The sequence below is a fragment of the Oceanihabitans sediminis genome, assembly GCF_003337215.1.
GTDB lineage: Bacteria > Bacteroidota > Bacteroidia > Flavobacteriales > Flavobacteriaceae > Oceanihabitans > Oceanihabitans sediminis.
The window spans coordinates 166,988-184,866 of record NZ_QPIG01000005.1; the positions used below are offsets into that span (position 1 = coordinate 166,988).

Sequence of the window (17,879 nt, forward strand, 5' to 3'; positions counted from 1 at the left end):
CCATTATAAAAAGAAAAACACCTAAAACAATTTGGATCTCCCCATCCAAACCATTCTAAGTGTTTAAAATAAATACTAAATTTAGTATTACAATTTACGCCTATAGCGCATTATCAATTTCCTTTTGAATTTGTCTCCAATCGTAAAAATGAAAAGATTTTCCGTTTGTCATCGCTACGAGCATGCCCTTAGGAAAGTGTTCTCCTAAATTCACATTAGTTGCCTCTGCCCCATCACATTCATCTGTAGAAACAGAAACGGAAGTAATAAGGTTATGAGTGTGTTTATCATGTGAAGCTCCTTCACGTGAATATACTAAAAACTTGTTTGCTTGCTGATCTGAAACCAATATATATCCTGTTCCTTTTCCGGTAGTGTAAATTGCAATTCCCTCGTGATCTCGTTTTGCATCTTCTTGACCAAAAAATGACAATTGAGTATTATCATTTAATTCTGGATCGGCGTAATATTTACGAATTCCCGCGGTTTCATCAGAGTAATACACAAATCCCAATGCATTATCTACGGCTATAGCTTCAATTTCTTTCCTTCCGCTATATTCACCAAATGCTCTTACTTTCATACCTTTTACCACCTTATTTTCATCGGTAGAAAGTTCGTACTGCCATAGATAACTCCCTGATGGCCCTGACTTTCTTCCCACTATAGCATACACTTGAGAGGTAGAATCGGTAGTTTTTGTGTATAGTGAAATTCCCATAGGCTCATTGTGTCCTTCTCCTTTTTCATTTTCAAAAACTTTAATCCCTCCATCATCAATTGGCGTTAGATCAGGTAATCGAAAAACTCGAATACTATTTGCCTTACGTTCGGTAAGTACAGCAATATCAATTTTTTCTCCTCCCCAATTGTAACCATAGGCGATATCAACGTTGTTCGGACGTTTTAAATTAAGAACTTTATTGATGATTTTTCCATCTAAATCATAAGCATACAATCCTCCATTCATATCCTTATCGGTTCCTAAAACAATACTTTTCTTAGGATTTGTAGGATGTATCCAAATAGCAGGGTCATCCGTATCATTTGGTGTTTGCTCGGTTATAACAATAGGGTTTAATGAATTTAATTCTATTGTATTCTTACAAGAAACTAAACAGGAAAATCCAAAACCTAATAGTATACATCTATAGACTGTTTTAATCATCTTACTTCTTTTTTAAATGCATTGTGTGTAATATTTCCGCACTGTTTTTAAGTGCTTTTATGGTCTGAATTTCCATGAAATCTCCATTAACTGTAAAGCTCATAAAACCTGGTTCTGCTTTAGAAAAGATAGTTCCTTCCCGATTTCCTGCTGGGCGCGTTTCACTTCCTCCACCAGACAAAAATTGAGTCGTAAACCTACCCTTTGGTTTTATAATTTGTAAGTCGTGCTCATGACCACAGATATAAGCATCTACTTTTAAAGAATCGAATAAATCTGCAAACTGACTTTCAAAATCTTTAGTATCCTTAGCCTCTTTACGCTTTCCACCACTATACAACGGATGATGACCTACAACGACTTTCCAAGCAATGCTTTCATCTTTTGTACTCAACGTTTCAATAAGCCATTTTTTTTGCTCCTCAGCGTTTTGTGATTCAAGATGTGGGTATTTTTCGTTTTTACCTTGATAGCTTTGAATAAACGGGCTCGTATCCATAACCACTAAAAGCAACTTTTTTCCATCGTTTAATTCAAAAGTTTTACTGTAATAAGGAGCCGGCATATTCCAACGACGGCTGATATCTGAATAGGCAATTTGCGCATCAATATTTCCTCTATGATCGTGGTTTCCTAAAGCAGCATACCAATCAATATAAAGTGATGGATGGGTATAAATATTATTAAATGAAGCATGCCAATGTTCGTCATAAATACTTGCTACACCATTTGGATAAAAATTATCGCCAACCGTAACAATAAACTCTGAATCTAACATTAAAGCGGCGTTCCCCAATTGTTTAGCAACTTCTTTTTGATAGTATTCGCCTACGCGACCAAAATCTCCAAGAACTAAAAAGTTTAAATCTTCATTTTCATTTTTAAGCTCCGGAATAAAGTCGCCTTTATATCCAGCTGTTAGTTTTGATTCTATAAATGACTCTTGCCCAAACAAGGTTTGCAGCAAAAGAAAGAAAATAATAAAGTGTAATTTTTTCATGATAATTTTAATAATAAAAGGTTTTTACAAATCGAATTTTAATCCTAAATTAAATTTAGGAAGGTAGTATTCCGCTTGCATGGTACGCTCTGAAACTCCTTGGTAATAGCGTAATGGTTGATTTGTCAAGTTATTTGCTTCAGCAAAAACACGTAGATTTTCTGATAGTTTATACGAAGCATTGGCATCTAAGAAAAATTGTTTGTCGTAGTATCTGTCTTCAAATTCATTCCCTCCTAATTCATCTATATAATCAGAGCTGTAATTTGAAGAAACGCGAATTGAAAACTTATCGTTATCCCACGAAAGTGAAGCATTAAGCATATGCGGAGCAGTACCAGGTAAATCTATTCCTTTTCTTTCTTCACCATCTTCGTTTGTAATTCCCTTCGTTTTAGACTTCGTTAATGTATAGTTTACGTAAACCCCTAAAGATTTAAAGAAGTCTACTGGTATGAAATCTAATTGTCTTTGAAGTGCCACTTCAAACCCATATACACCTACATTATCACCATTTCTTGACTGAACAAAATCCCAAGTTTCACCATTTGAAATAGGATTTGATTGGTTTGGAAAATCTGATGCGAATTTTTCTTGGGTGTATTGTGAATCACTTGCAGTATAAATGAAGTTTTTCATATTCTTATAAAATACCCCTCCAGATAAAATTCCTACAGACTTGAAGTATTTATCCACCATTAAATCAAAATTAATAGCATTTGTAGCAACTAGTTCTGGATTTCCTGCAGAAATTTCATTGTCTTCAGTATTCACATTAACATAAGGTGCCAATGAATAGTAGTTAGGACGAGCCAATGCTGTTGAAACGGCTGCTCTTAAAATTAAATCATTTTGGATGTCATATTTAATAGCTAAACTTGGCAAGATATCTGTGTAGGAGTTTGTATTAGAAATTTGCCCAACTAGCTCCTCTTCTTCCTTAACATAGTTCCCCGTATAGTCAATATTAGTATGTTCAACTCTTACACCAGTAATAATCGAAAACTTATCAGATAAATCTTGATCCCAACGAAGGTAAGCTGCTGAAATACGCTCTTTAGCTTTGTAGTTTTCAGACAAATATTCTGAAGGATCTAATTCGCCTTCAAATAAACTAGTATTGGTTAGATTTAAATTTCCTAGAAAAGATTTATCTACAAAAAATCCAGGAAAATCGTTCGGTCCTGCTTCCCAATTACCACCTCCGTAGTAACTAATTGGAAGATCTGCTAATGTCCCGAAAGATGTTATTGGTTCGTACTCGTAAAAGATATTATCTCTTTTCTTCTCTTTGATTCGCAAACGAAGTCCTGTTCTTAAACGTCCTTTTTGTCCATCAATTACAGAAAATGGAATACGAATGTTCACCTTAGCACCAATTTCTTTTTCTTTAGTAAAATTATGATTTTCTGACAATTGATTCACCTTAAAAGTATCAAGACCATCACCAGAAGCATTTACTAACGGAAAATTTAAGTCACTTAAATCTTGACTTAAATCTAAGCCTTTCGACTGAAAACTTAAATAACGCTCATTAGGTCTATCCTCACTAGCTGTCGCATAATTTACTTGCCAGTCTAAATCTAACTTAGCGTTAATTAAGTGTTGCCCACCAATCGAATAATTTTGAACACGTTGATCTTCTAAACGCGTGTTTTTATTACGATTATTATCAATTCCACCCTTGGTTTCTCTTCGAATATCTCCTGTAAATCCAGTTATATTATCTTGGTCGTCATATAGAGGTTTAATTTTTCTATAACGAACTCTGTATCTATTTTCTCTATCATCTCTCCAATTGTACATGGAATTAAGAAAAAGCGTATTGTTTGAATCGAGATTATAATCTAGTGCTAAAGCAAAACTTCTTCTTACACGTTGCACATCGTACTTTCGGATATCTTTTTCACCTATATATACCTGTCCTTTCTCACCTTCTTTCCATTCAGCTTCAATATTATCAGAACCGAAATTATTGTTATTATAGGAAGCACTAAAAACTGCTCCTAATTTATTGTCGAAAAAACGATTCCCGTAAACCAATCCTGCGGTGTAATTTCCTTTTTCACGAATTGGAGCATAGCCACCTGCTAATGTTGCTGAAATTCTTTGCCCATTTGGAGAAGCTCGAGTAATTAAGTTTACCGAACCTCCAATAGCATCGGCATCCATATCTGGAGTAAGTGTTTTGTTTACTTCAATAGTAGAAATCATATCGGAAGGAATTAAATCCATCTGAACGTTTCTATTATCGCCTTCAGCAGAAGGAATTCTATCACCATTTAATGTCACCGAATTCAACTCTGGCGCCAATCCTCTAATAATTAAATTTCGAGCTTCCCCTTGATCGTTTTGAACGGTAATACCAGGAACACGCTTTAAAGCATCCCCAACATTTGCATCTGCAAACCTTCCTACTTGGTCTGAAGAGATGACATTAGTAATGTTTTGATTATTTTTTTGTTGATTTAAAGCTTTCGCTTGACCTTTAAGTCTTTCGCCGGTGATTACAACTTCATCTAAACTTAATAAATCGGAAGACATGATAAAGTCTAACTTGGTATTCTTCCCTATTTCAACTTTAGCTTCCAAAGTATGAGATACAAAACCTATATATTGAACCGTAACACGATAAGTTCCTTCTGGAACATTTAAAAACTCATAATGTCCTATTTGGTTTGAAATAGTATATCGTTCTCCACTATCAAGAATTACAGTAGCTCCTGGTAATGATAAGTTTCCTTGTTCATCAATAATTTTACCAGAAATAACTCCACTGCTTTTTTGTGAAAATGCACTAAATGCAACGAAGAGTAAAAAGAATAAAATTGTAATTTTTTTGATCATTTGATTTATAGTTTTATTTATTATTTCGGACAAAACTACCCATCACATGTTACCTCTAGGTTATTCAAATGTTTTCAAATTAAAAACATATTTTCATTTAAAAAACTGCTGTATTATTACCACTAATGAATACTATATTCTTTATTAAATTATATATTTAGCCCTTTAAAATCCAGTTTTATTTCAACAAAAAAATACTATGGACAAATCCGAAAGAATAAAAAACGCAACAACTACAATCTTTAAAGCTGTTTTCCCTAACACTACAAATCATTACGACACACTTTTTGGTGGAACAGCAATGCAAATGATGGATGAGACTGCATTTATTGCAGCTACCCGATTTAGCAGACAACAAATGGTAACGGTAAGCAGTGATAAAATAGATTTTAAAAAGGCAATTCCTGCAGGGACTATTGTAGAATTAGTGGGATATATTACCCATGTAGGAAACACTAGCCTAAAGGTTAGAGTTGATATTTATGTGGAAGAGATGTATTCCGATTATAGAGAAAAGGCTGTTTCTGGAGAATTTACTTTTGTGGCAATAGATGAAAACAAAAAGCCAGTAAAGGTTATTTAAAAATACTGAATTACACCAACAACTAGCTACATTGTTATAATATAACTTGAAAGGAATATTAATAAACGACAAAGGAATAGGAGGTTTTTAAGAGATATTCAGGTTTCAACCAGATAGCAGCTTCATCCTTTGCCTGTTATTTCGTTGTCATAAAATTACCACTAAACACTCTCTTCTATACGTCTGTCAGGAATTAACCATAAAACAGCAATCATAGCATACAAAGCAATTGCTATCCAGGTATTTACAAACGAAAAAACTACTCCTAAGGAATAACAAACAATAGATATCTTTCCTTTTCTATCGGAGCCTACCACCTTTCTTAAAGGAAACTCTTCTCCATGCGATTGGATTATTTGTGCTTGTAATATAAAATAGGCTATAGCACAAAATAATAAAACAGCACCATAGGCTATTACAGGAAGTTTTTCGTCGTAATCTGTTCCTATCCATGCAGTTGTAAACGGAATCAAGGATAGCCAAAAAAGTAAGTGCAGATTTGCCCATAGGATTTTTCCGTTCACCCTCTGAGTGATTTGAAATAAGTGATGGTGATTGTTCCAATAAATCCCTAAATAAATAAAACTAAAAATATAACTTAAGAGTATAGGTGTTTTTGCCAGGAGTGCATTTAAAGTGGTTTCCTCAGGTGCTTTGAGTTCTAATAATTGCTAAAACGCCATCACTAAATGCTTCTAATCGGCTTGTTTTCATAAGTGTCTAATATATCGGATTTAAAAAGTTGTTTTCTATTAAAATCTTGGTGTTGGATATGGAATATATTCGTTATCCCCTTTAATTTTCGGAAATTCTTGGGCTTTCCACTTTTGTTTTGCTTCTTCAATACGCTCTTTAGAAGAAGAAACAAAATTCCAATCGATAAAACGTTCTTCTTCAAAAGGCTCACCACCAAAAATATAAATAGAACTATTTTCTTGTATAGTAAACTCACACAAAGTACTGTCTTTTGCAACTAGTAATTGTTTTGCTTCATAAACGTTTCCGTCACTTTCTATACCTCCTTCTAAAATATACAAGCCAGACTCGCCATACAAATGCTCCCCAATATTTACTTTTTGTTTTGTTTTGCTCTTTATTTCTATCATAAACAGTTTACTAAATACAGGAACTGGTGATTTTTTCCCGAAAGCTTCCCCAGCAACCAAAGTAAATTCTAGATCCCCTTCTTTCCAACTCGGTATATCTTTCGCTTCAATATGAGAGAATGTCGGATCCATTTCTTCTAGTGCTTTTGGCAATGCCACCCAAATTTGCAATCCGTGCATAAACAACTCCGAATCTCTTAAGTGTTCTGGAGTTCTTTCAGAATGCACAATTCCTTTTCCTGCTGTCATCCAATTCACGGCTCCAGGTTTAATTTCTATTGCATTACCAAGAGTGTCGCGGTGCATGATACTACCTTCAAATAAAAAAGTAAGGGTAGAAAGACCTATATGCGGGTGCGGCAATACATCAAAATTTTCTCGTTCACAAAGCTTCACCGGCCCCATATGATCGATATATATAAATGGGCCAACCATACGCTTTTGTCGGAATGGCAATAAGCGACCAACCATAAAGTTACCTATATCTGCTGCTCTTTCTTCTATGATTAATTGGACATTTGACATAATTGTATATATGGTATTAGTTTTCTTAATTCAAATATATGATTTTGATTTTTATTATAGGAATACAAAGGAAACTATATAGGATGTATTGAGTTTTCTTTGAAGTGGTCAACCTATATCAGGGACATACAAATCCCTAATCTCTAATTACTAACGACTAAACACTCCCCCCTAATCCCTAATCCCTAATCCCTAATCCCTAAATACTAACTACTACCCCAAATGTTAAGGAAAAAGATAAAAAATTGTCTTTGTCAATAATTTTATAAACCTTGCGACTTACGTATAATTATAAAAAAACGAAACCTTTAGAATGTCGAAATTATTTTTAGCAATCCTATTTTTTACTTTACCAATTACTTTATTTTCACAAAACAACATCCAAGTCGATTCTTTAGAGGAGCCACTATACAGACCCTTAATAGAAAGATATATTCTAGATGAAATAAAAACCTTAAGACAAGAAAACCAAAGTTTGCGTGCAGAAGTCACTAAAAAAATTGCAGAGGCTAAATTAGAATCCTCAGACAGAGCCGTAAACTACACCACAAGCACCATCAATAATATTTTTTATATTATAACTGCTGCTGCATCCTTATTGGTTCTTTTAGGTTGGCGTTCACTAAATGATATAAAAAAGAGTTTGAAGATTGATATGGCGAAGAAGATACAAACACTTACTTCCGACTACGAAGATCGTTTACAACAAGTGGAGGTAAAAATGACAGAACGCTCTAAAGTCATTATTGAGACACAAAAAAATATAACGGACACCAATTCCATTCACTCCCTGTGGATGCGCGCTGGACTAGAGAAAAGTGACGAGGATAAGATTTCGGTTTACGATGAGATTTTAAGCATAAAACCAGATGATATTGAAGCAATGACCTATAAAGCGGATGCCCTATTAGAAATAGGAGAAATTCGTTGGGCTTTAGATCTGTCTAATAACGCTATCGAACTTGATAACGAATATGCGCTTGCTTACTGGCAACGTGCTTGTGCTTATTCTAAAATGGACAAACAAGCTGAAGCGTTAAAAGACATAAAAAAAGCAATTGATTTATCAGATACCCTAGAAGAAGAACTTCTAAATGAAAAGCATTTTGAAAACTTACACGATAATAAGTTGTTTAAATCCCTACTACCAAAATAGGCAAAAAAAAAATATATGAAACATATAAACTTAAACAGAATAGTTAGTGCATTTACGGTAAGAACCATTTTAGGTTTTATCTTTTTTATGCAAGGATTCGGAAAAGTCTTTACCTGGGGAATGGAAGAACTATATAACAAAAACTTCTTTCACGGAACATTCAAAGACATACTACCAGAATATCTAATTTATGCCACTGCCTACTACACCTCTTATGTAGAGCTCATTGCAGGCTTTTTGTTAGTAATCGGACTAAAAGTAGATTATGCTTTATATGCACTAGCTTCGGTACTAATTATTGTGACTTTTGGTCACGGATTAGCAGCTCCTATTTGGGATTTATCGCATGTGATGTATCGCACAATGCTGCTAGTTACATTGCTAATTTTACCTAAAGAATGGGATAAGTTTTCTTTAGATAGCATCCTCCAAAAACGCTCAAAAAAATAAATAGTTGTACTAAAACGCACAAGAAACAAGCAAGTCGCAATGAAAAAAATATTAGAAACTCCTATCCATTTTCCATGCGGTGCAACCATGAAAAATAAGTTCATGTTAGCCCCATTAACCAATACACAAAGTAACGACGACGGAACCCTCTCGGAAGAAGAATACCAATGGCTTACTAGGAGAGCCAAAGGAAATTTCGGCTTAGTAATGACCTGCGCTTCGCATGTTCAAAAAATAGGCCAGGGTTTTCCTGGGCAATTAGGAATATTTTCTGATAAACATATAGAAGGACATACCAGATTGGCTTCAAAAATAAAATCCTACGGAAGCCTTGCCGTAATACAACTACACCATGCAGGAATGCGTTCTCCTAAAGAACTAATCAAAGAATCACCTGTCTGCCCTTCAGATAATGAAAAACAAGGAGCAAGAGCACTAACTATTTCTGAAATAGAACAACTAAAAACAGATTTTGTTTCAGCGGCAATACGTGCTAAAAAATGTGGTTATGATGGTGTCGAAGTACATGGCGCTCATGGTTATATACTTACACAGTTTTTAAGTGCCGAAATAAACAAAAGAACAGATAGATATGGCGGAAGCCTGGAAAATCGTTCCCGCCTACTTTTTGAAATTACAAAGGAAATACGAGAAGTTTGTGGTAAAGAGTTTCTACTAGGAGTTAGACTTTCCCCAGAGCGTTTTGGTATGGACTTACTTGAAGTGAAAGAGGTTTGTAAGCGATTCATTAAAGAAAATAAAATAGACTTTCTAGACATATCCCTTTGGGATGTTTTTAAAGATCCGGAAGTAGAAGCTTATAGAGACCAATCCCTTTTAAATCATTTTACCGAAATAGATCGTAAAAACATTCGTTTAACAGTGGCTGGAAAAATAAATAATGGCACAGATGTAAAAAAAGTATTAGAAGCTGGTGTCGATTTCCTTACCATCGGACGATCTGCTATTCTTCATCATGATTTTCCTAATAAAGTGATAGAAAATCCGTTTTTTGAACCAGCCAAAACTCCTGTTTCTTCAGCATACCTAAAAAAGGAAGGCCTAAGTGTGAATTTTATAAAATACATGGAGCGTTGGCCTGATTTTGTAGAAAGTAAATAATATAAAATACTAAAAGAAATATTTCAGCTTAAAATTTATTAGTCATAATGTTGCTATCACATTACTTTAGAAGCCAAATACTTTTGAACCTCGTAAACGTTGATACTTTTATTAAACTTTTTACTTACCGAAGGGCTGTCTTCACTAGAAATCCAAATTTTTAATTCTGCATCCAAATCGAAGGTACCAGAGGTTTCTAATGAAAATCTAGAAATACTTTTATAAGGCATTGAATTGTATTCTATCTTACTTCCTGTTATCCCCTGAACATCCACAAGAATCAATCGCTTATTAGTAAACATAAACACATCTCTAAATAGCTTAAAACCTAGTTCAATCTGCTCATCATCTAATAATAACCTAGCGTACTTTTCGCTTAGTTTCTCTATAGAAACCTCACTTGCATTGCCTAAAATTTTATTTAATATTCCCATATATAGTTCTTGATAAAATATGTTTATGTATTAACATCTATAAAGTTAAGGATTTGAAATTTCCTACAAAAGAAATAGTAAAACTGTTTAGATAGTCAACTAGAATTTTAGCTCACATTATAAGTTATAACCTATGAATTTTTAACGCTTTCTACTTCTATCTAAGTTACAGCTACGGCATCTAGACAAATAAGTTAATGAAAACTCATAAACCCCATTAGTATTACCTATTCTTGAAGTATTCATATCATAAGATAAACCGAATCGGAACTCTTCATATTCTAGCCCAATAAAAGCATTTACAGAGGTTAACAAATGACTATTAGCATCATTTCGTGCAGGATTTGTTGCTGCTGTAACTCCAATAAGAAACTGGCTTAATTGAAACATCGACCCCACATCTAGCCTATTATATTCTGCTTGTTGCATATAATTTACGGTCATCATGATGCTATTGTCTCTTAGAAAAGGAAAACGGTAATTACCGTGAATGGAATAGAAAATATCTAAAGGCTCTTTTTCTCCTTCTACAAACGAAATATTAGGCCTGTTAAGATGCTTTACGGAAACCCCAAACCAATACGTGGTACCATAAACTTCTTCTTTTTCAAAAACAAGTCCGGTAGAAAAATCCATAAAAAAAGGATTATGAATATTATAGCTATAGGGATCTACAGAAACAGGATTGATTACTCCGGTATTAATATTTATCTGATCTCCTAAAGTCAAGTTTCTAAAATTATTGCTTTTATTTCCTAGCCCAACTTCAACACCTGGTCTAAAAAACCATCCACCATTTAAGTTTATGCGCTGTGCATAATTAAAGTTTATTTGATAATAATTATAATTATTAAAGGATTCGTATTGCCATACTGCGTTAACACCAATACCATAACCTAATCTTGGACCGTAGTCAAAAGATTTATTTACAAAAGCATATTGTGTATTTAATTTTAAATCTAGATTAGGCCATTGTAACCTACTTAAAAATCCTGCATACACCCTTCCATTATCTTCAAACCCCGAGAATCCAGGATTTAAAGTTTCTTGCACATAATTAGATTGTGAAAAAATAGGATCTTGTGCTCTTACTGTAAATATAGAGACAACGAATATTACCGAAAATATAATTTTAAATTTCATGCTATCTTTTATTTTATAAGTACGAATGTCCCATTTACTTCAATTACCTCATCATAAAATGTACTTGCTAAAAAGGTGAAATAATAATTCCCGTTTTCAGCTTCTTCATCTTTTATCTTACCATCCCAACCTCGAATATCCTCTCCAACTTCGGAATAAATAAGACTCCCCCAAGTATCGTAAATACGCAACTCCATGTTTTTAAGTCCAACATATTTAGGTCCAAAAAAGTCATTAACACCATCTTCATTTGCTGTAAAAGCATTAGGCATAAGCAACTTATAGCCTTTTTCTACAACAAGTGTAACAATTTTAGTATAAGAACATCCAAATGGATAAGTAACGGTTTGTGTTACCACATAATTCCCTACTTGTAAGTAGGTATGCACTGGGTTTTCTTCCCCAGAGAAGCTTCCATCTCCAAAATCCCATAAAACACTTTCATAATCTCCTGTAGCGGTATTGGTGAACTGTATTGGATCCTGAATGGAATAAACGCCATAATTACTATAACTAAACGAATCAACATCAAAGTCCGGATCTCCTATCATAGGAGTTTCCACATTAAAACTATAATCGATACTACAGCCTAAACTATCTGTTACTTCTAAAACTACAAGTCCATTAACATCTGTAGTCATAAACTCATTATTCATACCACTAATAGTTCCGCTAGACCAATTATATTGAAATGGCGGTACGCCACCACTAGCTACAGCTACAAAAGTTTGACTTACTGTATGAGTATCACAATCTACTTCTGTTTGTGTATCTACACTTAAAGCCAATGGTTCAAACCTATTTACCGTCCAACTACCATCAATTTCACATCCATTTGCATCGGTTACATGAGCTACATAGGTGTTTGGAGGTACGTTATCTAAATCTTCGGTAGTTGCACCATTTGACCACACAACACTAAACGGTGGTGTTCCTCCTTGTATTAGTAAGTTTATAGAACCACTATTAGGGTCATCACAATCAAAGGCATGAGAAACATTAGCGGATAACTGTAAAGGTAAAATATTATATATAGTAAAACTCTCTTGAATAACACAAGGGGTTCCATCGGTAATGGTTACAGTGTAGGTTCCTGGCGCCAAATTGTTTCGCTCTACTCCTGCTGTTGGATCATCATCCCATACAACGGTAATAGGATCCATTCCTCCTTGAAAGTTCAGAACTATTCTTGCATCATTTTCACCTGCACAGGACATTTGGGTTAGCTCTGGTTCAATTAAAAACAGAGGAGCTTCTTCTATTTCAATAGGAAACTCTTGAACACAATCCACTGCATCGGTTACGGTAAGAGTATATATTCCGGCAGACAAATCAGTTAATTCCATTCCTGTAGCAAAATTACTCCAAGAAATACTATATGGTGGTATCCCTCCCGAAATATCATTTATTGTAATTGTTGCATCATTATCTCCGTAACAAGCAATTTCTGTAGTAACATAATCAATAACAATTGCATCATTTTGACTTATAATAAACTCCTCTGTATCAACACATCCTGAACTATCCATTACCTGAACAGTGTAGGTGCCAGCCATTAAATTATCTATATTCTGACTAGTACTTGTAAAACCATCAGGACCTGTCCATAAAAAAGTATAATCAGGTCTACCTCCTACTACATCAATATCTATAGCACCTGTAGCATCACCATAACATAATACATTAGTAGAAGAGTTTAGCGTGGCTTCTAACAATGGTGGTTCTACAACAGTAAAACTCTCCACAATGGGGCCGCAATTATTTGCATCTGTTACTGTTACCTCATATACCCCTGGACCTATATTCACAAGATCTTCATCTGTAGAAAATGGCATTCCATCTAGAGTCCAAGTATAAGAATATGGTAAAGTTCCTCCTACTATATTTATATCTATAGAGCCGTCATTAGCCTCAAAACAACTTATTGTTTCTGGATCAAAATTAATACTACTAAAAGCTAATTCGTCTGGTTCTGCTATAGTAAATGTTTCTGAATAAGGACAACCTCCATCATCTAAAATAGTAAGTGTGTAAGTACCCGCTTCCAAATTAAATATATCCTCATCCGTACTACTAAATCCGTTTGGTCCTTCCCAAGTAATACTATATGGCGAAGCTCCTGTAAATGGCACTCCCCCGGTTACTGTGATTTCAATAGAGGCATTATTGGACGCAAAACATGTGTTGTTACTAATAACGGATGCAACACTAATAGACGGATTAACAGTAACTACTACTTCAAAGGAATCACCTACGCAATTTCCAGAAATAGGTGTGACGCTATAAGTAACAGTAGCTGGATTGGTAGTTGTATTTTCTAAAAATTGAGAAATAGTCGAAACAGGTGTTGCTTGTTCGGATGTTCCCGAAATACTTCCTACCGGATTAATCACAGGTGCTGTCCATGTATATTCAGTAGATACTGGCACAGAATCTCCATTGCTAGTATCAGGTAAATATTCGAAGGTGTTACCACTACAAATTAGGATGGAAGTATCGCTTACACTTGGTGTTTCATTTACAACAATTTCTGCTGTATCGGATATAATCTCAGAACATCCACCCGAATCAAACGATATAATCACATAATAATAAAATGTTTCTACCGTGGATACATCAGGGGTGTAACTATCTGAAGTTGCACCTGTAATTACTGTACCTGAAGTAGTCTCATTTACTGTATTTTGATACCATTGATAGGTTGGAGTTCCTGCTCCATTACTGTATGAAACCGTTAAATCTGAAGTTGTTTCCCCTAAGCATAGTACATCTGAAACCGGTTGCGAAACAAATTGAGCTCCTGCACTCACTGCAACCTCACTTATTACACTAATTGCTTCACAGCCTGAAACATCTTGTGAAACTACACAGTAATAATACATAGTACCTACATCGGATGTTGGTGGAGTAAAACTTGCTGAAGTAGCCCCTGTAATAGGAGTTCCTGAGTTAGTATTGTTTACTGTATTCTCATACCATTGATAGGATAAGGTACCTATTCCGCCTGAAGCAGCAACCTCTAAATCTTGAGCTGCAGTATTCTGACATAAACTTTGAAAATCAATTGGTTCTGAAGTTATAATAGGATCATTTACTACCTCAACTTCAGCCACAGCACTGCTAAGGTTTCCACAGCCACTAGAAGCATAACTAACCACAACATAATAAAAAAACGTACCAACACTAGTAAAAGCCGGAGGCGTATAGGTAGAAGCTGTAGCTCCAGAAATTAATGTTCCACCGGTATTACTGTTGCTTGTATTAGTATACCATTGGTAACTAGCTACTCCGGCACCTCCTGATACCTCCACTGAAAGTACTTCTGACTGACCTCCAACACAAATATTTTGCATACTTAATAGCTGTGTTTCAATTTGAGGGGCATTAGCGACTATAATTTCAGCCGTATCAGATATAATTTCACTACAGCCACCAGTTGAAAATGTAATTACTACATAATAATAAGTGGTACCTACCGTATCTGTAGTTGGTGTAAAAGTGGAAGAAGTAGCACCTGTGATAGCTGTCCCAGAGTTGGTATTATCTACACTATTTTCATACCATTGATAATTTGGTGTCCCAGTACCATCTATATCTACAAATAAATCATCGGCCACACCGTTTTCACAAACGGAATTTGACTGAGGTTGACTAATAATTAGTGGAGCAGGCTCCACAATAATCTCAAAATCTACAGGAGTTCCATCACACTCTCCAATTGCTGCAGTTACCGTATAAGTAAGTGTTACCGAAGTAGTAGATGTATTGATTATAGTTTGAGCGGGAATAGTACTAGAAGTTCCATTAGGGATATAACCTGTAAGACCTGATGGGTTATTAGACGACCAGTTAAATGTAGCATTCGAATCATCTGCTAAAATAGCAATTTCAGTTGTTGTTGCTCCAGAACAGATGGTTTGCGTCAAATCTGTATTGGTTATAGTTGGAACAGATGATATTAGAAACTCTTCTGTATCTATACTAGTTCCACAGCTATTAGAAACTTCAAGACTTAATACATAAGTATTAGAGGTATAAAAACTAATTTCTGGAAATTCAGAATTGGCATTTGTACCATTAACAAACTCCCAATCTGTAGGGGAGGCTCCCGTATTAATACTCCAAGTGTAAGTTCCACTACTCGGTCCACAACTAGCAACATCAGCAGTAGGCATAATAACAGAGGAAGCATCACATAAGTCTGCAATATTATTTATACTAACTTGGGGTGGTGCTGTTACAATTATTTCTTGCGGTACACTAGATGTAGTTCCACAAGAGTTAGTTCCTTTAAGGCTAACTATATAAGTACCTGGATTTATAAATTCTATTTCCGGAGATTCAGAATTAGCATCCGTACCATTTATATAATTATATCCGCTTGTTGTACCACAATAACTAGGAGTATAATCAATATCCCATTCAAAAACAGGAACGCCACATTGGTCAGTTACAACTGTGGTATTATTTAAAACAGTTGTAAAAGGAGCACAAGACTCGTTAGTAGTAGATGTGAATTCTGGGTTTAAAGGAGCTTCAATACATATTTCTTGGGTATATACAGACTCATCACAGGAAAAGTTATCTCCTGTAAGGGTTACGGTATATGTTCCTGGACTTGAGTAAACATGACTTACACTCTGAAAATCACTAGTTAAAATGGTATCAGTTCCATCCCCAAAATCCCAAATAAAATTCACATCTGAAGAACAATTAAAACCATAACCTGGCTCTGTAGTGTTATTAAATAAAATTGTAGTATCAACACAACCTGTGTCAGGTGCATTAAAACTTACATCGGGACTTATTATGATTAATATATTTGGAAGCGTTGCTGGGTTTGGATTAGGAGAACAGGCATTTCTTATCCATAATTTAGCTACATATTCACCTGGACAACTAGATTCTGTATATGAATGTGGCTGTATTGGGAAGGGTAAAGAACTTGATGGGTCTGTTGCATTATAATAAGCGGAACTAACCAACTCATCTTGAGTATAATTAACAGTAACTCCATCACCGTAGTCGACTTCATAAGTGGTATCAGAAGTGTTTGTTCCCCAATTTGTAATTTCAAATTGTATAGGAGTAGAAGGTGCACATAGATTCTGTGTGTCACCTGGACCAGAAATTCCTCCTGAAGGGTTAGTTGCATTTTTAACAACATACGTTTTAGTACTTGTACAACCATTATCACCAATTGCAGTGATTGTCATATTGTACGTTCCAAACCCTACATAATTATGTGTTATAGGAAAGCTTACATTATTATCAATTTGATTATCACCCCATGAAATATTATATGTACTAATACAGCTAGAGGAAGAATTATTACCTACTTCAACTAAAAATTCAGAACTTGTACCTGTATTTCCACAATTATTAAATGGACCTGCGATTCCCGGATTAAGATCTATGAAATTAATATCAGGTTCTTCATTAACTGTAACAGTCTCTGTTAAAGTTGTTGTTTCCCCATTATCATCTGTAACTTCAAGGGTCACATCAAAAGTCTGAGTCCCGCAACCAAAGGCTTCATAAATATACTCAGGATCTTCTTCTGTAGAAGTTGCACCATCCCCAAAATCCCATAAATATTCAAAAGGTCCATCTCCTGTGACAGTAGAGTTAAAAGACACCGTTTCCCCAGAACAAACATTGTTATTATATGAAAAACTAACGGTCGGTGGTGCTATTAAATTTTCAGCAACTACATGTATCCTATTAAAAGCAATAGCCGAAGAAACTACAATAAAAAATATAACACCTGTATAAATATAACTTCTATACCTCATAATTTAAACTTGTTTGTTAAAATGATCACACTAAAAACCCAATAAAGTTTACATCAAAAGCCATAGCGTTTTAAATGATTCTTTAAAGAATTAGTTGGTATGAGTTTCATGTTTGTTTTACTAATAACAATGACACTTATAATTTATAATATACTTATGGAATCGTTCTCCATAAGACTTAGAGTCTCCATAACTTCCATATTGAAAATTAGACCAATTTGTCGAAGGGATTCCGCAAAAGATATAAGTATTGGTCTGGTAACTATATTCGTTTTTTTTGATTTTAGCTATTACATAAGTTTTGTAATCGTAACTATAGGCTTTTACCTCTTGCAACCAGTCTGAGTCTAAGGTATAACTACTTAATGTCCCTTTACTATAAGCTTTAGTTGTTATAAAAGACAATAAGTCATCGCAAGAAACGTCTTGAGAAAAGCTAAAAAAAGAGTGTAATAAAATATAAGCGCTTAGGCTATATTTTACAAAATTGGAGCGCATAAGTAGGATTATCAATTAATTAGCCTTCAAACTTATAAAACTCAATGATAAA

Annotated in this window: 12 protein-coding genes and 1 pseudogene; 4 read left to right on the forward strand and 9 right to left on the reverse strand. The window is 34.7% G+C overall.

Features of this window, described 5'->3' with window-relative positions:
* Positions 1–100 precede the first annotated feature (100 nt).
* From DU428_RS12115 to DU428_RS12125, 3 genes are read right to left on the reverse strand one after another with little or no spacing between them, the layout of a single operon-like run.
* Positions 101–1,168 carry a phytase gene (locus tag DU428_RS12115; RefSeq protein ID WP_113966606.1) on the reverse strand — a complete coding sequence of 356 codons (1,068 nt, stop codon included), beginning with the start codon at positions 1,166–1,168 and terminating at the stop codon, positions 101–103.
* 1 nt (position 1,169) lies between these two features.
* Positions 1,170–2,168, reverse strand: a complete 999-nt coding sequence (locus DU428_RS12120; protein WP_113966607.1) for a metallophosphoesterase — start codon at positions 2,166–2,168, stop codon at positions 1,170–1,172.
* A 24-nt stretch (positions 2,169–2,192) separates the two neighbouring features.
* On the reverse strand, positions 2,193–5,015 hold the full coding sequence (locus DU428_RS12125) for a TonB-dependent receptor (protein WP_113966608.1): 2,823 nt from the start codon (positions 5,013–5,015) through the stop codon (positions 2,193–2,195).
* Between the two features lie 199 nt (positions 5,016–5,214).
* Here DU428_RS12125 and DU428_RS12130 point away from each other — a divergent pair, with 199 nt between their 5' ends.
* On the forward strand, positions 5,215–5,598 hold the full coding sequence (locus DU428_RS12130) for an acyl-CoA thioesterase (protein ID WP_072352772.1): 384 nt from the start codon (positions 5,215–5,217) through the stop codon (positions 5,596–5,598).
* A 161-nt stretch (positions 5,599–5,759) separates the two neighbouring features.
* Here DU428_RS12130 and DU428_RS12135 read toward each other — a convergent pair whose 3' ends face one another.
* The 3 genes and pseudogenes from DU428_RS12135 to DU428_RS12140 all read right to left on the reverse strand — a co-directional run bounded on the left by DU428_RS12135 (position 5,760) and on the right by DU428_RS12140 (position 7,229).
* Positions 5,760–6,122, reverse strand: a complete 363-nt coding sequence (locus DU428_RS12135; protein WP_317047512.1) for a TMEM175 family protein — start codon at positions 6,120–6,122, stop codon at positions 5,760–5,762.
* Positions 6,123–6,221 (reverse strand): annotated as a pseudogene (locus DU428_RS13600) (TMEM175 family protein); the annotation flags it as partial.
* 129 nt (positions 6,222–6,350) lie between these two features.
* A complete protein-coding gene (locus DU428_RS12140; protein WP_072352771.1) occupies positions 6,351–7,229 on the reverse strand; it encodes a pirin family protein in 879 nt (292 codons plus the stop codon).
* A 313-nt stretch (positions 7,230–7,542) separates the two neighbouring features.
* Here DU428_RS12140 and DU428_RS12145 point away from each other — a divergent pair, with 313 nt between their 5' ends.
* From DU428_RS12145 to DU428_RS12155, 3 genes are read left to right on the forward strand one after another with little or no spacing between them, the layout of a single operon-like run.
* A complete protein-coding gene (locus DU428_RS12145) occupies positions 7,543–8,385 on the forward strand; it encodes a tetratricopeptide repeat protein (protein ID WP_113966609.1) in 843 nt (280 codons plus the stop codon).
* Positions 8,386–8,400: 15 nt separating this feature from the next.
* Entirely contained in the window at positions 8,401–8,835 is a 435-nt protein-coding gene (locus DU428_RS12150; RefSeq protein ID WP_072352769.1) for a DoxX family protein, read from the forward strand.
* Between the two features lie 39 nt (positions 8,836–8,874).
* The gene (locus DU428_RS12155; RefSeq protein WP_113966610.1) at positions 8,875–9,957 is read left to right on the forward strand and encodes an NADH:flavin oxidoreductase; all 1,083 of its coding nucleotides are present in this window, start codon (positions 8,875–8,877) and stop codon (positions 9,955–9,957) included.
* 56 nt (positions 9,958–10,013) lie between these two features.
* Here DU428_RS12155 and DU428_RS12160 read toward each other — a convergent pair whose 3' ends face one another.
* The 3 genes from DU428_RS12160 to DU428_RS12170 all read right to left on the reverse strand — a co-directional run bounded on the left by DU428_RS12160 (position 10,014) and on the right by DU428_RS12170 (position 17,329).
* Positions 10,014–10,391: a PH domain-containing protein gene (locus tag DU428_RS12160; RefSeq protein ID WP_113966611.1), complete on the reverse strand. Its 378-nt coding sequence runs from the start codon at positions 10,389–10,391 to the stop codon at positions 10,014–10,016.
* Between the two features lie 141 nt (positions 10,392–10,532).
* Positions 10,533–11,534, reverse strand: a complete 1,002-nt coding sequence (locus DU428_RS12165) for a PorP/SprF family type IX secretion system membrane protein (RefSeq protein ID WP_113966612.1) — start codon at positions 11,532–11,534, stop codon at positions 10,533–10,535.
* Between the two features lie 8 nt (positions 11,535–11,542).
* Entirely contained in the window at positions 11,543–17,329 is a 5,787-nt protein-coding gene (locus DU428_RS12170; RefSeq protein WP_113966613.1) for a PKD domain-containing protein, read from the reverse strand.
* Between the last annotated feature and the right edge of the window lie 550 nt (positions 17,330–17,879).